Raw genomic sequence first — 19,342 nt, forward strand, 5'->3', positions numbered from 1 at the left:
AGATCTTGTCTTACTATAAATATATTCATAAATGAATATGAATAGAACTAAAAACACTACTTTTTTGGACAAAAAGTAGTGTTTTTTTAATCTTCCTTTTTTTAAGTGATCTAGGGAAGGATATTTTATACCAAAGTCGAATAATGTAATAACAGCTTTTTTTTACAGGAGGGGTCTATGGTGAAACAGGGAAAAGATATTGTTTTTACACTTGATATAGGGACCAGAACTGTAATTGGACTAGTTATTGAATATAGAGATGATCTTTACAGGATTATTGATTCAGAGGTAGTGGAGCATGAGGAAAGGGCTATGCTTGATGGTCAGATACATAATGTTAATCAGGTTGCTAGACAGGTAAAGTTAGTTAAAGAAAGATTAGAAGAGAGACTGGGTATTATCTTAGAAAGAGTGGCGATTGCAGCTGCTGGTAGGGCACTCAGGACAGTAGATTATGATAATATTGTTGAGTTTGATGGCAAGAAAATTATTACAGCTGAAGATGTTCAGGCCCTGGAGTTTAGTGCTGTTCAAAAAGCGCAGACACAACTAGCTTCCTCAGGTAATGCCGGGGATCTTGCCCGGGATTATCATTTTGTTGCTTATAGTGTCAGGGAATACATTCTTGATGGTATGAATATAGGGAGTTTAGAGGGTCAACGGGGCCATAAGATTGAAGCGAAGATTATAGCTACTTTTCTACCGAGGATTGTTGTTGATTCACTCTTAACTGTGGTCAGTGAGGCTGACCTGGAGGTTGATTATTTAACACTGGAGCCTATTGCTGTGTCCAGTGTTGTGATACCAAAAGACATGTATAACTTCAATCTGGCCCTGGTTGATATAGGGGCAGGAACCTCAGATATAGCAATAACTAAGGGGGGTTCCATGATAGCCTATGCCATGGTACCAGTAGCTGGAGATGAGATTACAGAGTCTCTGGCTGAACACTACCTCCTTGATTATAATACAGGTGAGAAACTTAAACGTTCTTTGATTCAGGGAGGGGAGATGACTGTCAGGAATATTTTGAGTCAGGAGATTACTATTCCTGCTGAGGAAGCTGTAGAATCTATCAGGCCTGTAGTTCAGAGCCTTGCTTCACAGATAGCTGAGTCAATCCTGATGCAGAATAAAAAGGAGCCTCAGGCAGTTATGTGTGTAGGTGGTGGGAGTTTGACTCCTGGTCTCCTGGAGGAGATAGCCAGTGTGCTTGGATTACCAGCAGAACGAGTAGGGGTTAAGGACTATAGTGATATAAAAAATATAGCCGGCTCAGTAGATGCTGTTAGTAAATCTCAGGTCAATACACCTATTGGTATTGCTATTTCTTCACATAAAGATAAGAGAAAAACGTCATTTCTTAATATTGAGGTTAATGGGGTAAATTATCAACTTTTGACCCTTGATCGGCCTACTGTGGCTGATGCCCTGCTGGCTGCTGAAATTGATTTTCGGAAACTGCGGGGTATTCCAGGTATGGGTTTAACATGTACTGTCAATGGTGAGTTAAAGACAATCAAGGGTTCACTGGGTACTCCTGGCAAGGTTTTACTAAATGGCAGTGAGGTTGAGGACCTGGAAAGGATTATTTCCTCCAGGGATAAGATTGTCTTTGAACCTGGTGAAGAGGGGCATGATGCCCGGGGAGTAATTAGTGATGTCTTGCCTGAGCTTAGCTCTGTTCAAATTTTTATCAATGGAGAAAGAGTTAATCTGGATGCACTTATTTACCAGAATGGTCTGCAAGTTACTGAGGATGCAGTACTTGAGGATGGTGCAGAAATTAAATATTATCAGCTTGAAACAGTCAGGGATGTAGTAGCTTCATTTTATAAAAAAGACCCAACTTTATTAAGAAATGAATATATTAGCTATAAAGTTAATGGAAGGGATTATTATTATCCTGCTGAAGGGATACTAGTGCTTTCTGATGGTCTCCCACTTGATCTTGATCTACCTGTAGAGGAATGTAAGAGGCTTGAGATAATCGAGAGTAGTAATGAAGACTTGACAATAAATAAGCTATTAAATGGTGAGCTTAAGGATTCTATTAGGATAGAGTTTAATGGCAGTCGCTTAGAAATACCCACCAGTAATAAGATATATTGCAATAAAAAAATAGTTGATAAAGAATACTGTATAAAAGATGGGGATGAAATAAAATATAGCCTTTCCCCACTTACTATTAATAAGGTGTTTGACTTTATTAGTTATAAAATTACTCCTTTTAATGAAAACTATAGCTTAACAATTAATGGGAAAGAAGCCGGCCTGGAAGAACAGGTTGCTGAAGGAGATAAAATTGAACTTAGTTTTGGTAAAAGGCTTGGTTATAAGGGTTAAATAAATGTTTATAGACTGTGATAAAGGAGAGCGATGCTTACCCCCAAGAGACTACCAGCTAGTACTTCAAAAGGGGTATGACCTACTAATTCCTTAAGGTCTTTTTTGATTAACTCTTTATCAAAACCGTGTTTTAGCTGTAAAGGGTCAAGGTGTTTTAAGAGGTGGTTTAGGAGATTGGCCTGTTCGCCAACAGCCCGTCTAACACCACCAGCATCATAGATGATTATTAAGGAAAAGACGCTTACTACAGCAAATAGGTCAGATGTAAATCCATATTTTAAACCGATTAAGGTTGCTAGTGTTGAGACAAAAGATGAATGTGAACTGGGCATACCACCTGACCCCAGGATGCGGGTAATGTCAAAAGGGTATTTTGTAAAAATCTTTAGGGTCTGGGCAGTACAGAGAGAGAGAAGTGATAGCTCAAGTATGTTCATATTTAAAATCCTTTCTTTCAATATAGTCACTTTGTTCTATTTTATAAAATAGTACAATCATTTTCAAGTATAAAAATTAAAGAATGACAGGGGGATATATAGTTTGGATAAGAGAAATTCACAGGATAATCCCTATAGATACATTAATTCTTTTGCTAAATTTGGCAGCAAGGATGGTTATAAACCTGGTTTAGAGAGAATAGAGCAGTTGTTAGCTTATTTTGGTCACCCGGAATCTAAGCTTAAAATTATACATGTTGCCGGGAGTAATGGGAAGGGTTCAACAATTGCCTTTCTGGAGTCTATTTACTATTCTGCTGGCTATAAAGTGGGTGCTTATACCTCGCCACATCTTTTGGAATTCAATGAAAGGATCAGGGTTAATAAAGAGTTTATTACTACTACTGAACTTGCCGAGATAGTTGCTGAGATAAAGGCAGCTGTGAAGTGGCTTTCTACTACACCCTATGGTTGCCCTTCTTACTTTGAGATTGTTACGGTAATTGCCTTTCTTTATTTTTATCGTAAGGGTGTTGATCTTGTGATGCTTGAAGTAGGTCTGGGCGGCAGACTTGATGCTACTAATGTAATCAAAAAACCTCTTTTAAGTGTTATTACTAGCATTAGTCTGGAACACACAGCTATTCTGGGTGATTCTATCATAGAAATTGCCAGGGAAAAGGCCGGTATAATTAAGAGTAACTGCCCAGTTCTTACTGCTGTAAACAATAAAGATGCCCTTGAAGTAATAAGAGAGTTATCTTTTAATAATAAGGCTACTTTAAAGTCTATTGATAATTTATTCACTTTCATTCTTAAAGAAAGTGGACTTGAAGGTCAGGTCTTTTCCTTAAAATACAGGGGCCTGGGACTTAAAGCAGCTGGACTTGAAGAGGGAAAAAATAGAGAGAAGTTTAAAGAATTAGAGGGGGATTATTTTATAAAACTGCCCGGGAAACACCAGCTTAGAAATGCTGTGCTGGCGGTAGCTGTTGTAGCAGAAAATACTCCTGAATTTAAGGTGGATAAACAGGACCTGGTAGCTGGCTTAAAAACTGCTTTTATTCCTGGGCGTTTAGAGCTGTTTTCAAAAAAGCCGCAGGTAATGCTTGATGGGGCACATAATCCAGAAAGTTTAAGTAGTCTTATAGAGTTTTTACTTAGTAATACAGGGGAGTTAGGGAAAAAGATAGTCGTTCTTTCTATTCTAAAGGATAAAGATATATTTGCGATGATTAGGCTTTTTAAGCTGCTTGATAGTGTTGAATTAATAATTACTGATAATGGAAATGAAAGGGCACTCCCCCCAGACAAGATTAAATCTATTGCTGATGAACTGGGGATTCCAAATCTGCTTTATCCTGATATTAGGACTGCTATCAAGCAGGCCCTGTTAAAGATATCAGAGGGGGATTTTCTCTGTATAACAGGTTCATTATATACTGTTGGGGCAGCTAAGAAATATTTATTATCAAACAATAGTTAGATGTCTTACTGGAATAAAATAAGACAAATAATCATAATAGTAATAGTAGTGAAGAAGGGAGTGATTGGTTAATGGAGAGGAGAAACAGTCTTTCTCTTACAACTGTTGTCATTGTGTTAGCTTTATTTGCCCTTTTTGTCGGATATCTACTGGGGAACTGGATTATTCAACTGGTTGTTGGTACTTCCCCTGATGATAGTTCACAGCTTACTGAAAATAAAGTGGTGGAAGAAGAAATTATTGTTGAGGATGATAATGATAGTGACCTCGAATCATCAACAAGGTATATTTCGGAAGATAAGAATGATCAAGAAACTATCAGTATTAATCAACAATTAAGTGGTGATGTCTTTGTTGTTCAGGTAGGGGCCTTTAGTTCTTACAACAATGCGGTAGTATTAAAAGAAGAGCTGGCCAGTAAGGGTTTTCAAGCTGTTATAACTGAAGGGGAACCATTTAAGGTACAGCTGGGGGCTACTACAGATAGAGAGAAAGCAGAAAAAACTAAAGAAGAAATCAAAAAACTCGGCTATGATGCCTTTATTACCCACTGAATAGTGGGAATTTTTTTTCGGGTTGTTTTTGTCCCACGGATGCGTTATAATATGTTTAGCATTTTAGAGTGCAGAAGGTTGCTAGAAAAATTTGTATTTTTAGTAAAAGCAAAGGGGTGAATTGATTAGTGGGTGTATTAACATTTAAACAAGGGATTCATCCAGAGTATAATAAGCAGTTGAGTAAGGATAAACCCTTTAAAAAAGCAAAGCGACCGGAAATTGTAACGATACCTCTTCAGCAGCATATTGGTGCTCCGTGTAAACCTCTTGTAAAGAAAGGTGACCACGTTGACCTGGGTCAGAAGATAGGTGATAGTGATAGTTTTGTTTCTGCCCCGGTTCATGCATCTGTGTCAGGAGTAATTAAGGAGATTAAGAAAGTAATGACACCTGTTGGGAAAAAAGCAGATGCAATTGTCATTGAAGCCGATGAAGAAGATCTGCTGGCTGAAGGTATAAAACCAAGGGGAGAGCTGGCAGAACTAGACCCTGCGGATATAAAGGATATTGTTCGTGAGGCCGGGATTGTAGGAATGGGAGGGGCTATGTTCCCAACCCATGTAAAGCTGGCGGTGCCTGATGGTAAAGAAGTAGAGTATATTATTTTAAATGGGGCTGAATGTGAGCCGTATCTTACTGTTGATCATCGGATGATGATTGAGAGACCGGGTGATATAGTATTTGGTCTTCAAGCACTTATGAAAGCTACTGGTGCTAAAAATGGGATCATCGGTATTGAAGAAAACAAGCCTGAAGCAATTGAAGTTATGCAGCAAGCAGTTCTTAGTGAGGAAGGATTAGAGGTTAAGGTACTGGCGACCAAATATCCACAGGGTGGTGAAAAGATGTTAATTAAAGCCATCCTTGACCGGGAAGTCCCGGCAGGAGGATTGCCCCTTGATGTGGGTGTGGTGGTTAACAACATAAGTACTGCTGTGGCTGTAAGAGATGCTATTAAAGAGGGTATGCCTCTTGTTGAGCGTTCTGTAACAGTTACTGGCAGAGGTATTAAAGAACCGATAAATCTTATTTATCGGATAGGAACACTTGTTAGTGAATTAATAGCTGAAGCAGGTGGTTTTGTTGGTAAACCTGGTAAGGTTATTCTGGGGGGACCGATGACTGGTTTTGCTCAGACAGTAATAGATCTGCCTGCTGTAAAGGGTACTTCAGGTGTACTGGTTTTGCCAGAGGATGAGGTAGCAGATTTTGAACCTGCTCCCTGTATTAAGTGTGCTCGCTGTGTTGATGTCTGTCCACAGTTTTTAATGCCTGTTAATCTGGCAAATTACACTGAACATGAGATGTTTGAGGAGCTAGAGAAATATCAGATCCTTAACTGTATCGAGTGTGGTTCCTGTTCTTTTATCTGTCCAGCTAAAAGACCTTTGATGCAGTATATTAAAATGGGAAAAGCTGAAGTAATAGCCAGGAAACGCAAGGAAAAATAAAAGGGGATGAAATATAATATGAATAATAATCAGCAATTAGTAGTTTCATCATCCCCTCATATAAGGGATGTAACTACTGTAAGTCAGATTATGTGGTCGGTAGTGTTGGCTCTTCTACCTGCTGTAATAGCAGCGGTGTACTTTTTCAAGCTCCAGGCCCTCGCTATCATTATTGTAAGTATTATAGGAGCGGTTTTAACAGAACTTATTTTTCAAAAGGTAAGGAATAAAAAGATTACTATTGATGATGGGAGTGCAGTTATAACTGGAGTATTACTGGCTTTAACACTTCCTCCTACTATGCCTTTATGGATGGTTTTTTTAGGTAGTGTTGTAGCAGTTGGTCTAGGCAAACAGGTTTTTGGGGGATTAGGTTATAATCCTTTTAACCCTGCTCTGGTTGGTAGGGCTTTTCTAATGGCAGCCTATACTGTCAAGATGACGACCTGGGTAGCTCCAATAAATAGTGGGAGTTCTTCTGTCAAGATGTTAATAGGCCAGTTAGTTGGAAGAAATGTAGATCTTGTTTCAACTGCAACACCACTTAATTTAGCTAGTAAAGGAGAGATAACGGAGTATTGGAATCTCTTTATAGGTCATATTGGTGGTTCTCTGGGAGAGACATCAGCCTTTGCTCTTTTGCTGGGTGCCGCTTATTTGATTTATAAAGGATATATCAGCTGGCGGATTCCAGCAGGTATGATTGCTTCTGTTTTTATTTTATCTATGATTTTTGGTCAGGATCCAATTTTTCATGTGCTAGCTGGTGGTCTTGTGTTAGGGGCCTTTTACATGGCTACTGATATGGTAACTTCACCAATAACTAAAATGGGCCGCTGGATATTTGGTATTGGGGCTGGAACTCTGGTAGTAATTATTCGTATCTGGGGTGGGTATCCAGAAGGGGTATTATACTCCATTTTATTGATGAATACTGCTGTTCCCCTCCTTAATCGTTATACCAGGCCGCGTAGTTTTGGGGAGGTGACTTCCTGATGAAGAAATTAGTTTTGACATTAACTGTCCTGGGTCTTATATCTGCTTTAGTGCTGGCCTTTGTTTTTCAATGGACTAAACCATTGATAGCAGAACATGCAGCTCAAAGAAAAAAAGAGGCTATCCTGGCTGTTCTCCCTCAATCAGATGATTATACTGAAGTAAGTAAAAATGGTGTTACTTTCTTTGAAGGTAATAAAGCCGGTGAGGTTGCTGTCAGTCTTACAGGTGGAGGTTTCCAGGGAGAGATAGAATTAATGCTTGGAGCTAATCCGACCCAGGGTATTATCTATGGTATTCGGATACTGGAACATTCAGAAACCCCTGGGCTTGGTGCTAATATTGAAGGAGAGGGTTTCCTGAAAAACTTTACAGATAAACCCTTTGGTGATTATCAGGTAGTAAAGAGGCCTGTAGAGAAAGCAAGTGAAGTAGAGGCCATTTCAGGGGCGACTATTTCATCTGATAAGGTTACTACTATAGTTGAGCAGGCTGTACAGGAACTTAGGCGGGCCTATGGGGGTGGTATGTAATGCAGTTATTAAAGGATTTTAAAAATGGGCTCTGGAATGAAAACCCGATTTTCAGACTGGTGATTGGTATGTGTCCAACACTGGCGGTAACCAATACTGCTACAAATGGACTGGCTATGGGTCTAGCTACCAGTTTTGTTCTACTGGCCTCTGAAATTGTTATTTCCATAATAAAAAAGTTAATACCAAATGATGTAAGGATACCGAGTTATATCTTAATAATTGCTACATTTGTTACCTTTGTAGATTATTTTCTCAAGGCCTTTTTTCCGGGGATTGCTGCTTCCTTAAGTTTATTTATTCCGCTAATTGTGGTAAACTGCCTGATATTAGGTAGGAATGAGGCCTTTGCTTCTCGAAATCCACTCTTAAATTCAATTGCTGATGCAGTTGGAATGGGAATTGGTTTTACCTGGGCTCTGACACTGCTTGGTGTTGTACGTGAATTACTTGGTATGGGTTCAATCTTTAGTTTTCAAATCTTTAAGCTGGCTGCTGAAGGCGGCTGGTATGAACCGATGATTATTATGATCCTTCCAGCTGGTGCTTTTATTTCACTGGGAATACTGGTTGGGTTGATGAATTATATTTCTAGAAAAGGGGTGAAGGAATAATGGAACAATTCACCCAGATTGTACTACTTTTTGTTAGTACTGTATTGGTTAATAATTTTATCTTGGTCAGGTTTCTTGGTATCTGTCCTTTTCTGGGGGTATCCAGACAGGTTGAGACGGCTTTTAGTATGGGAATGGCAACAACCTTTGTTATGACTATTACCGGAGCTGCTACCTGGTTAATAAATACCTTTATCCTGGAAGCCTATGGTCTTGAGTTTTTACAATATGTTTCTTTTATTATTGTAATCGCCTCACTGGTGCAGTTTGTAGAGATGTTTATTAAAAAGAGTAGTCCTGTTCTTTATAAGGCCCTGGGGATTTTTCTGCCTTTGATCACGACAAATTGTGCTATCTTGGGTCTGGCACTCTTAATTCCCTTAAATGGCTATAATTTTATTGAGAGTGTTGTTTTTGGTTTTAGTGCTGGGGTAGGATTTACATTAGCTATCTCTCTGATGGCTGGTTTGCGGGAGACTATTGAATTTGCAGATGTGCCTGAGGTACTTAAGGGTGTACCGATTACTCTGCTTATTGCAGGTATTATGGCCATGGCCTTTATGGGTTTTTCCGGCTTGATTTCAATGTAGTTTATATATAAAAAAATGTACGGACCTTGGAGGTGAGATGAAATGGAATCAATTTATATTAATTCTCTCCTCAGTATGGGGGGCTTAGGCGCATTATTAGCAGTTGGACTGGGTTTTGCTGCTAGGGCTTTTCATGTTGAGAGGGATGAAAGAATAGACCAAATAGAAGAGGTATTACCTGGCGCTAATTGTGGTGCTTGTGGTTATGCTGGTTGTAGTAATTTTGCAGAAGCAGTTGTTAATGGTGAGGCTGCTGTAAATGGCTGTCCTGTCGGGGGAGATAAAGTTGCTGCACTGGTGGCTGAGATTATGGGAGCAACAGCTGGTTCGGGAGAGAAACAGCTTGCCCAGGTTCTCTGTAATGGAGGTTGGCAGGAAACTGAGCAGCCCTCAGAATATCGCGGTATAAAAACCTGTAGTGCTGCTAATATGGTAAGTAGTGGTACAAAATCTTGCCAGTACGGCTGCCTTGGTCTGGGAGAATGTGCAGCTGTTTGTCCATTTGATGCCATTGAAATGAGTGAGAATGGACTACCAGTAATTGATCCAGAGAAATGTACTGGATGTGGTAAATGTGTGCAAGCCTGTCCAAGAGGGATTATAACCCTGGCACCTATATCAAGTCAGAATCATATCAGGTGTTCTTCCCATGACAGTGGAAAACTTGTGCGTGGTATCTGTGAACTTGGCTGTATCGGCTGTGGTATCTGTGCTAAAGTCTGTCCAGTGGAGGCAATTAAAATAGAGAATAACCTGGCGGTTATTGACTACAGTAAGTGTATTAACTGTGGTCTGTGTGCTGAAAAGTGCCCAACAGGTGCTATCGAATTTGAAGGAAAAAGGGTCAAGGAGATAGAAATAACTGATAACTGTGTGGGCTGTACCAGGTGTGCCCGGGAATGTCCTGTTAAAGCAATTGAAGGTGAGTTAAAAGAGCAGCACAGTATTGATCCGGAAATATGTGTTAAATGTGGGATTTGTTATGATGTATGTAAGGTTAAAGGGGCTATTAAGGTTGAGTTTGAAGAGTAGTAAATATATTTGTCTGTTTTATAATGTTTTACTTAATTATGTAAACTCGCAGTTGATGAGGCTGCGGGTTTTTTTAACTGTTTTGATAACTAGACTTTGTGTAGGAAAGATGTTACAATTGAACTGAATATAATAGTGGTATTAAAGTAGACTAGACAGTTGGTTTATTTCTGGAAAGGAATAGGGCAAATGGATAAATTATGGAATCTTTTAACACTATATGATAAAATATTAATTGTACTACTATTATTAGGAAGTGTTTTTTTTATAGTATTACCTTTGATAGGACTTACGACCGAAGGAAATAATCTTATAGATGGAGAAATAGTAATACAGTCCTCTGGTATAATACAGGCAAGGATACCATTGTCTGATACTTATGGTGATAAAGCATTAAGGATTGAAATTGCTGGTCCGATAGGTACAAGTATTGTGGAGGCATTTCAGGGTAGGGTAAGGATGTTTGAAGCACCTGAGGCTGATCCGGAGAAAATATGTGAAAAAACTGGTTGGATTGATCAGCCTGGCCCAATGATTATCTGTGTTCCAAATCAAATATCTATCTGGATAGAGGCAGCGGAGTCTGAATTTGATGGTGTTTCATGGTAGTATCTTAGATGACTAAATTTACCTATTTTTTTTTGAAAATTTCTAAAGGGAAACAAAATTATATCTTGAATTAATATACAATAGTTAAAAGATAAATAATTAAAACTATAGAAAGGGTTATTATAATGGAGAGGACCCGTAAAATAGTCTTAATTAGCCTACTGGTTTCACTTGGTTTAATTCTTCATTTTGTTGAGGCTATGCTGCCAATGGCCTTTATTGTACCGGGTGCAAAACTTGGACTAGCTAATATTGTTAGTCTCATGGGGATAGTTCTTTTTGGGTTTCAAGGGGGATTTCTTATCTTGATGATGAGGATTATCTTGGCTTCATTAATGGCAGGTACTTTGATGACAATTAATTTCTATTTAAGTATTGCTGGTGGTTTATTGAGCTTTCTATTTATGTATGGCGCTTATTATTATCTGGGAAAGAGGTTCAGCCTGCTTGGAATCAGTATTCTGGGGGCAGTATTCCATAATTTAGGGCAGATAGTGACAGCATATTATATTATTGTTAATCCAGGTATATTTTATTATTTGCCATATTTAATTTTACTGGCGGTTCCAACAGGGCTTGGAATAGGACTTGTTACATATTATACTTTAAGTTATTTAAATCGGTATTTTGTAAAGGGGGTTGAGCATGTCTAAAATAATACTTGCTTCGGCTTCTCCCAGGCGTGGAGAATTATTAAATAGACTTGGTTTTGATTTTACAATTGTTCCTAGTAAAATTGATGAGGATATGTTCCAGGGATTAGCACCTGCTGAAATGGTAGAAAAACTTGCTGCCAATAAGGCGCGCAAGGTTGCTAGCCTGGTTGAGGATACAGTAGTAATTGCTGCTGATACTGTAGTAGTATTGGATGATGAGGTATTAGGTAAGCCGGTAGATGAAAAAGAAGCCTGTGCTATGTTAAATAGTTTACAGGGAGAAAAACACGCTGTTTATACCGGTATAGCTCTTTATCGAACTGATGATGATAAATTACTACTTGATCATGATAGAACAGATGTATATATGTCCAGTATGACTGAGCAGGAAATACTTAGTTATGTGAAAACAGGTGAGCCGATGGATAAAGCAGGTTCATATGGCATACAGGGCCTGGGTGGTATTTTTGTAGAAAGGATTGATGGTTCATATTTTACTGTTATGGGGCTTCCTGTTCATAAACTGGCACTTATGTTAAAGGAGTTTGATATTACTGTGATATAGACTTTATCAGATTAGAATTTTGGGATTGTGGATAACTTTAAAAACCGACAAATATATTTGTTTCCCTTGTCGTGCGCTGCGGTGTCCTACCTTCGCTTACTGTCGAGAAATTCTCCTTCGGCGTCCTGCCTGCGGATAATTTCTAGAGTCGTCCAACAAATATATTTGTCTGGTTAATAGTTTTGATTAATTATGGGTAATAAATAGTTTGAGTTAAGAAAGTTGATGTTTTGATTAAGTCTGGGTGGCGTAGCCATCTTGTTCAAGTTTAGGAAACTATGCAATTTTGAGATTGTGGATAAATAAGTTATATATGAATAATTTTAATTCTGTAGCGACTAGTCTAAGCTCTCTTTTATATAGCGCAATGATAGCTTCGACACTAGCCCATCGAGGGTGTCGTAACTTTTTGTGGAGGCAGGACGCCGGAACATTAGAAGCACGGCTTGAAGCTTTGCTTCATAGCGTGACTCTATGCTTTAAAGTAAAAAGTTGTGACAGAAAACGGAGGCATGGATGCCGGAGTGCAACCTTAATTTTCCTGTACGGTTTACTTAGATACGGAGTGCCTGTGGCGCACGACAAGCGGAAGAATTAAAATTATTCTCGATCAATTTAGAATGACGTAGTCACTTTGTTCTAAGTTAACAGGGGGAAGGGGAGAAAAGATTTATGGGTGCGCTGGAATACAGGTTTACCATTAAGGAACTGCCTGCAGAAGAGCGCCCCCGGGAGAAATTGGTAAAGAATGGTGCAGAGAGTTTGTCAGATGCTGAATTACTGGCCTTAATAATCAGGGTTGGCAATAAAAAAAGGACTGCTGTAGAATTATCACAGGATATATTAAATTATTTCGGGGGATTAAAATCCTTGAATTATTTAAGTATTAATGAATTGACAGGGATAAAGGGTGTTGGTCTGGCTAAGGCGGTTCAGCTTAAAGCAGTAGCTGAGTTGAGTCGGCGGCTGGGTACATTGGCTGGTGAAGAAAAAGAGGTAATAAAATCACCAAAAGATGCAGCCTATTTACTGATGCCAGAGCTCCGCTATTTAACTCAGGAAGTGTTTAAATTAGTACTACTTGATATTAAAAATCAGCTGATCAAGATGCCTTTGATTAGTAAAGGAGGTTTAACAAGTTCGATAGTACATCCCCGTGAAGTATTTAAAGAAGCTATAAGAAATAGTGCAGCAGCAGTCATACTGGCTCATAATCATCCCAGTGGGATTCCAGAGCCGAGTAAAGATGATATCAATGTTACTGAGCGACTAATTAAAGCTGGAAAAATTATAGGAATTGATGTTTTAGACCATATTATTATTGGTGATGGTATTTTTATTAGTATGAGAGAAAAGGGAATTATTTAGGATATAGAAAGGGGAATAATAATGGTATTTAATTATATTAGTGCACCTTTTTCACGTGATCTGGGGATTGATCTAGGCACAGCAAACACTTTAGTATATGCAAAAGGAAAAGGAATTTTGATTAGAGAGCCCTCAGTTGTGGCTTTAAAGGAAAATAGAGAAAATGTACTGGCTGTTGGTGAAGAGGCTAAAAGGATGATAGGAAGAACGCCGGGAACTATTGTTGCAGTGAGACCGATGAAGGATGGTGTTATTGCAGATTTTGATGTCACTGAAACTATGATCAGATATTTTATTACTAAAGCACATAAACGGACCAGAATGGTAAGACCGAGGATTATAATCTGTGTGCCTTCAGGTGTTACTGAGGTAGAAAAAAGGGCAGTACTTGATGCTGCTACACATGCAGGTGCCCGTGAGGCATATCTTATTGAAGAGCCGATGGCTGCCGCTATTGGTGCAGGTCTACCAGTACATGAACCAACTGGTAATATGGTGGTTGATATTGGTGGGGGTACTACTGAGGTAGCTATTATTTCCCTTGGTGGAATTGTAAGTAGCCGTTCTATACGCATAGGTGGAGATGAAATGGATGAGGCTATTGTTCATTATATAAAGAGAAAATATAAGCTTATGATTGGGGATAGAACAGCTGAGGAGATTAAAATGGGTATTGGCTCTGCTGTAGAAGGTGAAGATGAGGCAATTAAGGAAGTAAGGGGGCGCGATCTGGTATCTGGTCTTCCCAGGACACTGGAGATTACTGCAGTTGAAATCAGAGAAGCCCTTAAGGAACCGGTTATGAGTATAGTTGAAGCTGTTAAGTATACCCTGGAGCAGACACCACCTGAATTATCTGCTGACTTAATTGACAGAGGCATTATTTTAACAGGTGGGGGGCTTTATTAAAAGGTCTTGATAAATTACTTGTTAAGGAGACCCAGATGCCTGTCCATATAGCAGAAGACCCGCTGGACTGTGTAGTCAAGGGTACTGGTGTTGCCCTGGAAGAGATAAAATCATTAAAAAGGGTGTTGATTACTCCTAAAAAAATATCCTAAGGGGGGAGTAATTTGAGATATTTTGGAGGTTCGACCTTAATAATATCACTTGTAGTGGTAATAATAATTGTTGGTCTGGGGTTTCTGAGTTTCTCTGATATTGATATCCCCTTATTTAACTGGTTGGAGAGAGGGATTTTTAATATTATTTCCCCAGTCCTGAATATTTTTACAGGTTTTTGTGATCTAGTAAGTAATTACTGGCGGGGTATTACTAATGTTAATGATTTGATAGAGGAAAATCAGGAATTGAAGAAGGAATTAAGTGAACTTAAACTTAAACAGGAGATGACTAATTACCTGGTAAATCAAAATGAGCGTTTAAGAGGCCTTTTATCTTTTAAGGAATTTGTTCCTTATGATACATTGGGTGCCCGGGTAATAGGCTATAGTACTTCTCACTGGAAAAAATCTATTATTATTAATCGAGGAGAGAAGGACGGTCTGGAATTAAGAATGCCAGTGCTTAGCTATGATGGTATCTTAGTAGGTAGAATAAATCACCTGGCTGCTAATTCAGCACAGGTTCTACTTATAAGTGATTCGGAATTTGTTGTCGGGGGAATTGTTCAACGTTCTGATTCAAGGGCTGTAGGGATAGTAAAAAGGGAAGTGGATCCACCTCGAAATATTATGGAAAATATACCCTGGAATAACAAAAGCCCTGAAGGTGATATATTAAAAGGGGATATTATTGTCTCTTCAGGTTTATCAAATAGTTACCCTAAAGGGCTTCCGATTGGTACAGTTGTTGAGGTTGAAGAAGATAATTATGGTCTTTCTCAAAAGGCTGTGATTGATATATTTCTGGACACAAAAACCCTTGAAGAGGTACTGGTGATAACTAATTTTTAGGAGGGCTTAATATGGGTAGATTTTTTGTTTATTTACTACTTATGATGCTTACTTTAATAATTCAGCTAGTTATCCCTCCTTCTTTAGTTTTTTTGGGGGTGAAACCTGATTTACTGCTCATACTGGTCGTAATAATAGCCTTAATAAGGGGTAGGAAATATGGTTCTGGGTTTGGGTTTATAGCTGGTAGTCTCCAGGACCTTTTTTTAGGCGGATTTTTTGGTGTTTTTACTGTCATCAAAACCTTTATTGGGATTGTTGTTGGTTTGATTGAAGGTAATTTTTTTAAAGAACAATATATTATTGCCACATTGCTTATATTTGCAGCTACAATTGTCAATGAAACACTACTTATTCTCCTTTCTGAAAACCTGCTTTTTACTGTTAATTATTGGGTAGTATTATGTAATTTAATCCTACCTGAAGCAGTTCTTAATGGACTAATAGGCCTAATAGTTTACCCGATAATTTATAGGATTGATAACAGCGGAGGGCAGTTACTATGAGTAAAAAGAGGATTTTTATATTTAAGATGATAATAGTTCTGTTTTTTATTGTACTGATAGTACGGGTAGGTCAGTTACAGCTTTATATGGGAGAATATTACTACAGTCTCTCTGAGGAAAATCGGATTTCAGAGAGGCCGATAGCTGCCCCTCGAGGCAGGATTCTGGATAGAAATAGTAATATATTGGTATCAAATAGGCTGTCATATGACCTCTATATCTTACCAAATGAAATACCGGAAGGTATTACTGCCCATTTATTAATAGATAAAATATCAACCCTGACTGCTCTAAACAAGGAATTCCTTATGGAAAATTATTCACAGGGTGATATTGATGGTTCTTCGGCAATAATCCTTAAACGGAATATTTCCACTGAAGATATGGTAGTAATTAAGGAAAATTATGATGATCTACCAGGTATTTTAGTAAATGAATCATCGATTCGGGATTATGTTTATGGAAATCTTGCACCCCACCTTTTTGGTTATCTTGGTGAGATAGGGGTTGAAGACCTTAGGGATTTAAGAAAAGCTGGTTATAATTATAGTGGGGGTGATATTGTTGGTATTACTGGTCTGGAGAAAGAATATGAGACTTACCTGAATGGAATTGATGGGATAGAACAAGTTGAGGTAAATAGTCATCGTGAACAGGTTAAGGTACTAGGTATAAAACCACCTGTACAAGGCAATGATCTGGTTTTAAATATTGATTTTGAGCTCCAGGAATATACAGAAAATTTACTACAGGAAAACTTTCTGTATTTGAGGGAAATTGCTGAGACTGATCCCAATCTACATACACCTACAGGAGCAGCAGCAATTGTAATGAATCCTAATACTGGTGAAATTCTTACGCTATGTAGTATTCCTGGGTATAATCTTAATGATTTTGCTGAGGGTTTATCACTTAGTAAATATAATGATTTAATGAATGATCCTCTGGATCCATTAGTTAACCGCCCAATAAGGGCAACTGTTCCCCCAGGTTCAATCTTTAAACTGGTTACCGGGACAGCCGCTATTGAATACCTTGGTATTGATGCTGATACTATATTTAATGACCGGACCGCAAAATTTTATATACCTAACTGGTCGAGACCTTATAAAAATTGGAAGAGATATGCTGAGGGAAAAGTAAGGTTTACTGATGCTATTGCCAGTTCTAATAATATTATATTTTACCAACTAGGTTACCGTTTATATCAAGAATACCATGGCGAAAAATTATCTGATACAGCGCGTTACTATGGTCTTGGTAAAAAAACCGGGATAGATTTACCCGGTGAAAAAAGTGGTCTGGTACCTGATGAAGCCTGGAAACGCCAGAGGCATAATGAAGGATGGTATCCCGGGGATTCAGTTAATCTTTCGATTGGACAGGGCAGTCTGCTAACAACACCACTGCAGTTAATAGATATGGTAAGTGCTATAGCTAATGGTGGAACACTGTATAAACCATATCTGGTTGATAAGATTGTTGATTCAGATGGTAATATAGTTATTGATTATAAACCAGTGATTAATTCCAACTTACCCTTTAAAAAGGATACTTTTAGAATACTACGTGAGGGAATGATCAAGGGTGCTAATTCAAATAGGGGTACTTCCTCAAGAATATTTAGAGATTTTCCAGTAAAGATAGCTGGTAAGACTGGTACAGCCCAGACCGGGACAAGCAGGCCTAACCATGGTTTTTTTGCTGGTTTTGCCCCGGCTGAAACCCCTGAGATTGCTGTCCTGGTTTTTCTGGAAAATGGTAATTCTAGTGCCTATACCTTGCCGATTGCAGCAGATATCTTCGAGTATTATTTTGGGATTCCTGTGGAGGAAGAGGAGGAAATAATAGAGGATAGCAGTTTTTAAGTGCCAATAAAAAGGATTTTCAGCTTTTTTAACGAATTTATATATTATGCAAGACTTAGAAGCTAAACAAAGGGGTTTTAGTAAATGAGAGAAGCTGTCTCTTTTCGGGTGAGTTCAAAGGGAGTTATTATTAATTTTAATTCCCAGAAAAGTTTTGAAGAAATAAAGGAAGCATTATTAAATCGTATTGAAGAAGCGGGTGATTTTTTTGCCGGAATTGACCTTTATATAAATCAAAATGATTGTATTTTCTCCCTGGAAGAGATGAAAGAACTTATTAATATCCTGGAAAAATATAAAAGAGTTGATAATATTTATTTCCTTAATGAGAAAAGCAGGGTAAAGCCCCGCACTATGGATACTATTTTGATTAACAGGACTATCCGTTCTGGTCAGAGAATAAAATATCCTGCTAATATTGTTGTTATTGGGGATATAAACCCTGGGGCAGAGGTTATTGCTGGGGGGGATATACTTGTTATTGGTAAGTTAAGGGGGGTTGTCCATGCTGGGGCATCTGGTTCGATGGAATCCCAGGTTATAGCTCTTAAATTGCAGCCCACCCAGTTGAGGATAGGAACTATTATCTCTCGCTCTCCTGATGATAAACGTTTTCTTCAGCCAGTTAGCCCTGAGAGGGCTTATATTAAAGATGGTATTATTATTGTTGAGGAACTGCAGTTAAAATAATTAGATAAATGAAGGGGGAACCCAAAGATGGGGAAGGTAATTGTAATAACATCTGGTAAAGGTGGTGTAGGTAAGACAACAACTTCAGCTAATCTGGGAACAGCATTAGCTATGATGAATAAAAGGGTTTGTTTAATTGATGCTGATATAGGTTTAAGGAATCTCGATGTGGTTATGGGTCTGGAGAACCGGATAGTTTATGATATTGTAGATGTGGTTGAGGGTAATTGCCGTTTGGAACAGGCTTTGATCAGGGATAAAAGGCAGAATAATCTCTTTTTGTTACCGGCTGCCCAGACCAGAGATAAAACTGCGGTTACACCTTTTCAGATGCAGGAGTTAACAGAAACACTTAAAAAAGATATGGATTATATTATTATTGATTCACCTGCTGGTATTGAACAGGGATTTAAAAATGCTATAGCAGGTGCTGATAGAGCTATTATAGTAACTACACCTGAGGTATCTGCTGTTAGGGATGCTGATCGGATTATTGGGCTACTTGAAACAGAGGGTCTTAACGAGCCTGAAGTTATTATAAACCGTTTAAGGCTTGATATGGTTGAAAAAGGTGATATGATGGATATTGATGATATGATTGAGATACTGGCTATTAATTTACTGGGGGTAGTACCTGAGGATGAAAATATTGTTATATCGACCAATCGGGGGGAACCGATTGTACTTAAGGCTGATAAATCGAAGGCCGGTTCAGCTTTTAACAATATCGCTCGACGTATTGAGGGCGAGGAATTACCATTAATGTCACTGGAAAAAGATACCTTGCTTACGAAAATAAAGAAAATTGTTGGCTTAGCATAGTAAATAAAAAATTTAAGGAGGAGGGGGTTATTATCGATCTATTAAGGAAAATGGGGCTTAAGAATGATGAACATGAATCCAGTAAGAGTGTGGCAAAGGAACGGTTGCAATTCATTTTGATACAGGATAGAATAAAACTATCACCTGATGAGATGGAAGAAATGAAGAAAGAGCTGCTTGCTGTCTTAAGTAAATATATTGATGTTGATGAAGAGAAAATTAAAATGAACCTTAACCGCTGTGATGGAATGATGGCCTTAATTGCTAATTTTCCATTAAAGAGATCGGTATAGAAGG

At 38.4% G+C, this 19,342-nt stretch carries 20 protein-coding genes and 1 pseudogene; 20 read left to right on the forward strand and 1 reads right to left on the reverse strand.

All coding sequences use genetic code 11. From position 1 onward, the window contains the following. The first annotated feature begins 177 nt into the window (after positions 1-177). Positions 178-2,346 (forward strand): cell division protein FtsA, encoded by a 2,169-nt coding sequence (locus tag D7D81_RS06610; RefSeq protein WP_125988461.1) that lies wholly within the window; start codon positions 178-180, stop codon positions 2,344-2,346. Between the two features lie 8 nt (positions 2,347-2,354). Here the strand turns inward: D7D81_RS06610 and D7D81_RS06615 are convergent, their stop codons facing one another. After that, on the reverse strand, positions 2,355-2,786 hold the full coding sequence (locus tag D7D81_RS06615; RefSeq protein WP_125988463.1) for a divergent PAP2 family protein: 432 nt from the start codon (positions 2,784-2,786) through the stop codon (positions 2,355-2,357). Between the two features lie 103 nt (positions 2,787-2,889). Between D7D81_RS06615 and D7D81_RS06620 the strand changes: the two genes are divergently transcribed. The 19 genes and pseudogenes from D7D81_RS06620 (at position 2,890) to minE (ending at position 19,338) form a co-directional block, all read left to right on the forward strand. Beyond that, entirely contained in the window at positions 2,890-4,272 is a 1,383-nt protein-coding gene (locus tag D7D81_RS06620; RefSeq protein ID WP_164522137.1) for a bifunctional folylpolyglutamate synthase/dihydrofolate synthase, read from the forward strand. A gap of 71 nt (positions 4,273-4,343) precedes the next feature. Continuing rightward, positions 4,344-4,826 (forward strand): SPOR domain-containing protein, encoded by a 483-nt coding sequence (locus D7D81_RS06625; protein ID WP_125988467.1) that lies wholly within the window; start codon positions 4,344-4,346, stop codon positions 4,824-4,826. Between the two features lie 128 nt (positions 4,827-4,954). After that, positions 4,955-6,280, forward strand: coding sequence for an electron transport complex subunit RsxC (gene rsxC / locus D7D81_RS06630; protein WP_125988469.1), 1,326 nt, complete (start codon positions 4,955-4,957; stop codon positions 6,278-6,280). An 18-nt stretch (positions 6,281-6,298) separates the two neighbouring features. Then, entirely contained in the window at positions 6,299-7,276 is a 978-nt protein-coding gene (locus tag D7D81_RS06635) for an RnfABCDGE type electron transport complex subunit D (protein WP_125988471.1), read from the forward strand. Beyond that, positions 7,276-7,809, forward strand: coding sequence for an RnfABCDGE type electron transport complex subunit G (locus tag D7D81_RS06640; protein ID WP_125988473.1), 534 nt, complete (start codon positions 7,276-7,278; stop codon positions 7,807-7,809). Before D7D81_RS06635 ends, D7D81_RS06640 begins: the two co-directional genes overlap by 1 nt. Further along, positions 7,809-8,423, forward strand: coding sequence for an electron transport complex subunit RsxE (rsxE, locus tag D7D81_RS06645; protein WP_125988475.1), 615 nt, complete (start codon positions 7,809-7,811; stop codon positions 8,421-8,423). The genes D7D81_RS06640 and rsxE overlap by 1 nt, the downstream gene beginning before the upstream one ends. Continuing rightward, entirely contained in the window at positions 8,423-9,013 is a 591-nt protein-coding gene (gene rsxA, locus D7D81_RS06650; protein WP_125988477.1) for an electron transport complex subunit RsxA, read from the forward strand. The genes rsxE and rsxA overlap by 1 nt, the downstream gene beginning before the upstream one ends. Positions 9,014-9,055: 42 nt before the next feature. After that, the gene (locus D7D81_RS06655; protein ID WP_125988479.1) at positions 9,056-10,045 is read left to right on the forward strand and encodes an RnfABCDGE type electron transport complex subunit B; all 990 of its coding nucleotides are present in this window, start codon (positions 9,056-9,058) and stop codon (positions 10,043-10,045) included. Positions 10,046-10,234: 189 nt separating this feature from the next. Continuing rightward, on the forward strand, positions 10,235-10,654 hold the full coding sequence (locus D7D81_RS06660) for a NusG domain II-containing protein (protein ID WP_125988481.1): 420 nt from the start codon (positions 10,235-10,237) through the stop codon (positions 10,652-10,654). Between the two features lie 125 nt (positions 10,655-10,779). Then, a complete protein-coding gene (locus tag D7D81_RS06665) occupies positions 10,780-11,307 on the forward strand; it encodes a Gx transporter family protein (RefSeq protein ID WP_125988483.1) in 528 nt (175 codons plus the stop codon). Beyond that, positions 11,300-11,875, forward strand: coding sequence for a Maf family protein (locus D7D81_RS06670; RefSeq protein WP_125988485.1), 576 nt, complete (start codon positions 11,300-11,302; stop codon positions 11,873-11,875). The genes D7D81_RS06665 and D7D81_RS06670 overlap by 8 nt, the downstream gene beginning before the upstream one ends. Positions 11,876-12,547: 672 nt before the next feature. Further along, a complete protein-coding gene (gene radC / locus D7D81_RS06675) occupies positions 12,548-13,243 on the forward strand; it encodes a RadC family protein (RefSeq protein WP_125988487.1) in 696 nt (231 codons plus the stop codon). 21 nt (positions 13,244-13,264) lie between these two features. After that, positions 13,265-14,304, forward strand: a pseudogene (locus tag D7D81_RS06680) (rod shape-determining protein). 12 nt (positions 14,305-14,316) lie between these two features. Further along, positions 14,317-15,159 carry a rod shape-determining protein MreC gene (gene mreC, locus D7D81_RS06685; protein WP_125988489.1) on the forward strand — a complete coding sequence of 281 codons (843 nt, stop codon included), beginning with the start codon at positions 14,317-14,319 and terminating at the stop codon, positions 15,157-15,159. An 11-nt stretch (positions 15,160-15,170) separates the two neighbouring features. Next, on the forward strand, positions 15,171-15,665 hold the full coding sequence (gene mreD / locus D7D81_RS06690; protein ID WP_125988490.1) for a rod shape-determining protein MreD: 495 nt from the start codon (positions 15,171-15,173) through the stop codon (positions 15,663-15,665). Then, complete coding sequence (gene mrdA, locus D7D81_RS06695; RefSeq protein ID WP_125988491.1) at positions 15,662-17,533, forward strand: penicillin-binding protein 2; 1,872 nt, start codon at positions 15,662-15,664, stop codon at positions 17,531-17,533. The genes mreD and mrdA overlap by 4 nt, the downstream gene beginning before the upstream one ends. An 84-nt stretch (positions 17,534-17,617) precedes the next feature. Then, positions 17,618-18,223, forward strand: a complete 606-nt coding sequence (gene minC, locus D7D81_RS06700; protein ID WP_125988492.1) for a septum site-determining protein MinC — start codon at positions 17,618-17,620, stop codon at positions 18,221-18,223. A 27-nt stretch (positions 18,224-18,250) separates the two neighbouring features. Next, a complete protein-coding gene (gene minD, locus D7D81_RS06705) occupies positions 18,251-19,045 on the forward strand; it encodes a septum site-determining protein MinD (protein ID WP_125988495.1) in 795 nt (264 codons plus the stop codon). Between the two features lie 50 nt (positions 19,046-19,095). After that, on the forward strand, positions 19,096-19,338 hold the full coding sequence (gene minE, locus D7D81_RS06710) for a cell division topological specificity factor MinE (protein ID WP_125988497.1): 243 nt from the start codon (positions 19,096-19,098) through the stop codon (positions 19,336-19,338). Positions 19,339-19,342: the final 4 nt, after the last annotated feature.

The sequence above is a fragment of the Halocella sp. SP3-1 genome (assembly GCF_003953885.1).
GTDB lineage: Bacteria > Bacillota > Halanaerobiia > Halanaerobiales > DTU029 > Iocasia > Iocasia fonsfrigidae.

What these genes read in the sequence shown, in the direction of transcription:
- D7D81_RS06610 (WP_125988461.1), top strand. Translation starts at nt 178, where the DNA reads ATGGTGAAACAGGGAAAAGATATTGTTTTTACACTTGATATAGGGACC.
- D7D81_RS06615 (WP_125988463.1), bottom strand. Translation starts at nt 2,786, where the DNA reads ATGAACATACTTGAGCTATCACTTCTCTCTCTCTGTACTGCCCAGACC.
- D7D81_RS06625 (WP_125988467.1), top strand. Translation starts at nt 4,344, where the DNA reads ATGGAGAGGAGAAACAGTCTTTCTCTTACAACTGTTGTCATTGTGTTA.
- D7D81_RS06635 (WP_125988471.1), top strand. Translation starts at nt 6,299, where the DNA reads ATGAATAATAATCAGCAATTAGTAGTTTCATCATCCCCTCATATAAGG.
- D7D81_RS06640 (WP_125988473.1), top strand. Translation starts at nt 7,276, where the DNA reads ATGAAGAAATTAGTTTTGACATTAACTGTCCTGGGTCTTATATCTGCT.
- rsxE (WP_125988475.1), top strand. Translation starts at nt 7,809, where the DNA reads ATGCAGTTATTAAAGGATTTTAAAAATGGGCTCTGGAATGAAAACCCG.
- rsxA (WP_125988477.1), top strand. Translation starts at nt 8,423, where the DNA reads ATGGAACAATTCACCCAGATTGTACTACTTTTTGTTAGTACTGTATTG.
- D7D81_RS06655 (WP_125988479.1), top strand. Translation starts at nt 9,056, where the DNA reads ATGGAATCAATTTATATTAATTCTCTCCTCAGTATGGGGGGCTTAGGC.
- D7D81_RS06660 (WP_125988481.1), top strand. Translation starts at nt 10,235, where the DNA reads ATGGATAAATTATGGAATCTTTTAACACTATATGATAAAATATTAATT.
- D7D81_RS06665 (WP_125988483.1), top strand. Translation starts at nt 10,780, where the DNA reads ATGGAGAGGACCCGTAAAATAGTCTTAATTAGCCTACTGGTTTCACTT.
- D7D81_RS06670 (WP_125988485.1), top strand. Translation starts at nt 11,300, where the DNA reads ATGTCTAAAATAATACTTGCTTCGGCTTCTCCCAGGCGTGGAGAATTA.
- radC (WP_125988487.1), top strand. Translation starts at nt 12,548, where the DNA reads ATGGGTGCGCTGGAATACAGGTTTACCATTAAGGAACTGCCTGCAGAA.
- mreD (WP_125988490.1), top strand. Translation starts at nt 15,171, where the DNA reads ATGGGTAGATTTTTTGTTTATTTACTACTTATGATGCTTACTTTAATA.
- mrdA (WP_125988491.1), top strand. Translation starts at nt 15,662, where the DNA reads ATGAGTAAAAAGAGGATTTTTATATTTAAGATGATAATAGTTCTGTTT.
- minC (WP_125988492.1), top strand. Translation starts at nt 17,618, where the DNA reads ATGAGAGAAGCTGTCTCTTTTCGGGTGAGTTCAAAGGGAGTTATTATT.
- minD (WP_125988495.1), top strand. Translation starts at nt 18,251, where the DNA reads ATGGGGAAGGTAATTGTAATAACATCTGGTAAAGGTGGTGTAGGTAAG.
- minE (WP_125988497.1), top strand. Translation starts at nt 19,096, where the DNA reads ATGGGGCTTAAGAATGATGAACATGAATCCAGTAAGAGTGTGGCAAAG.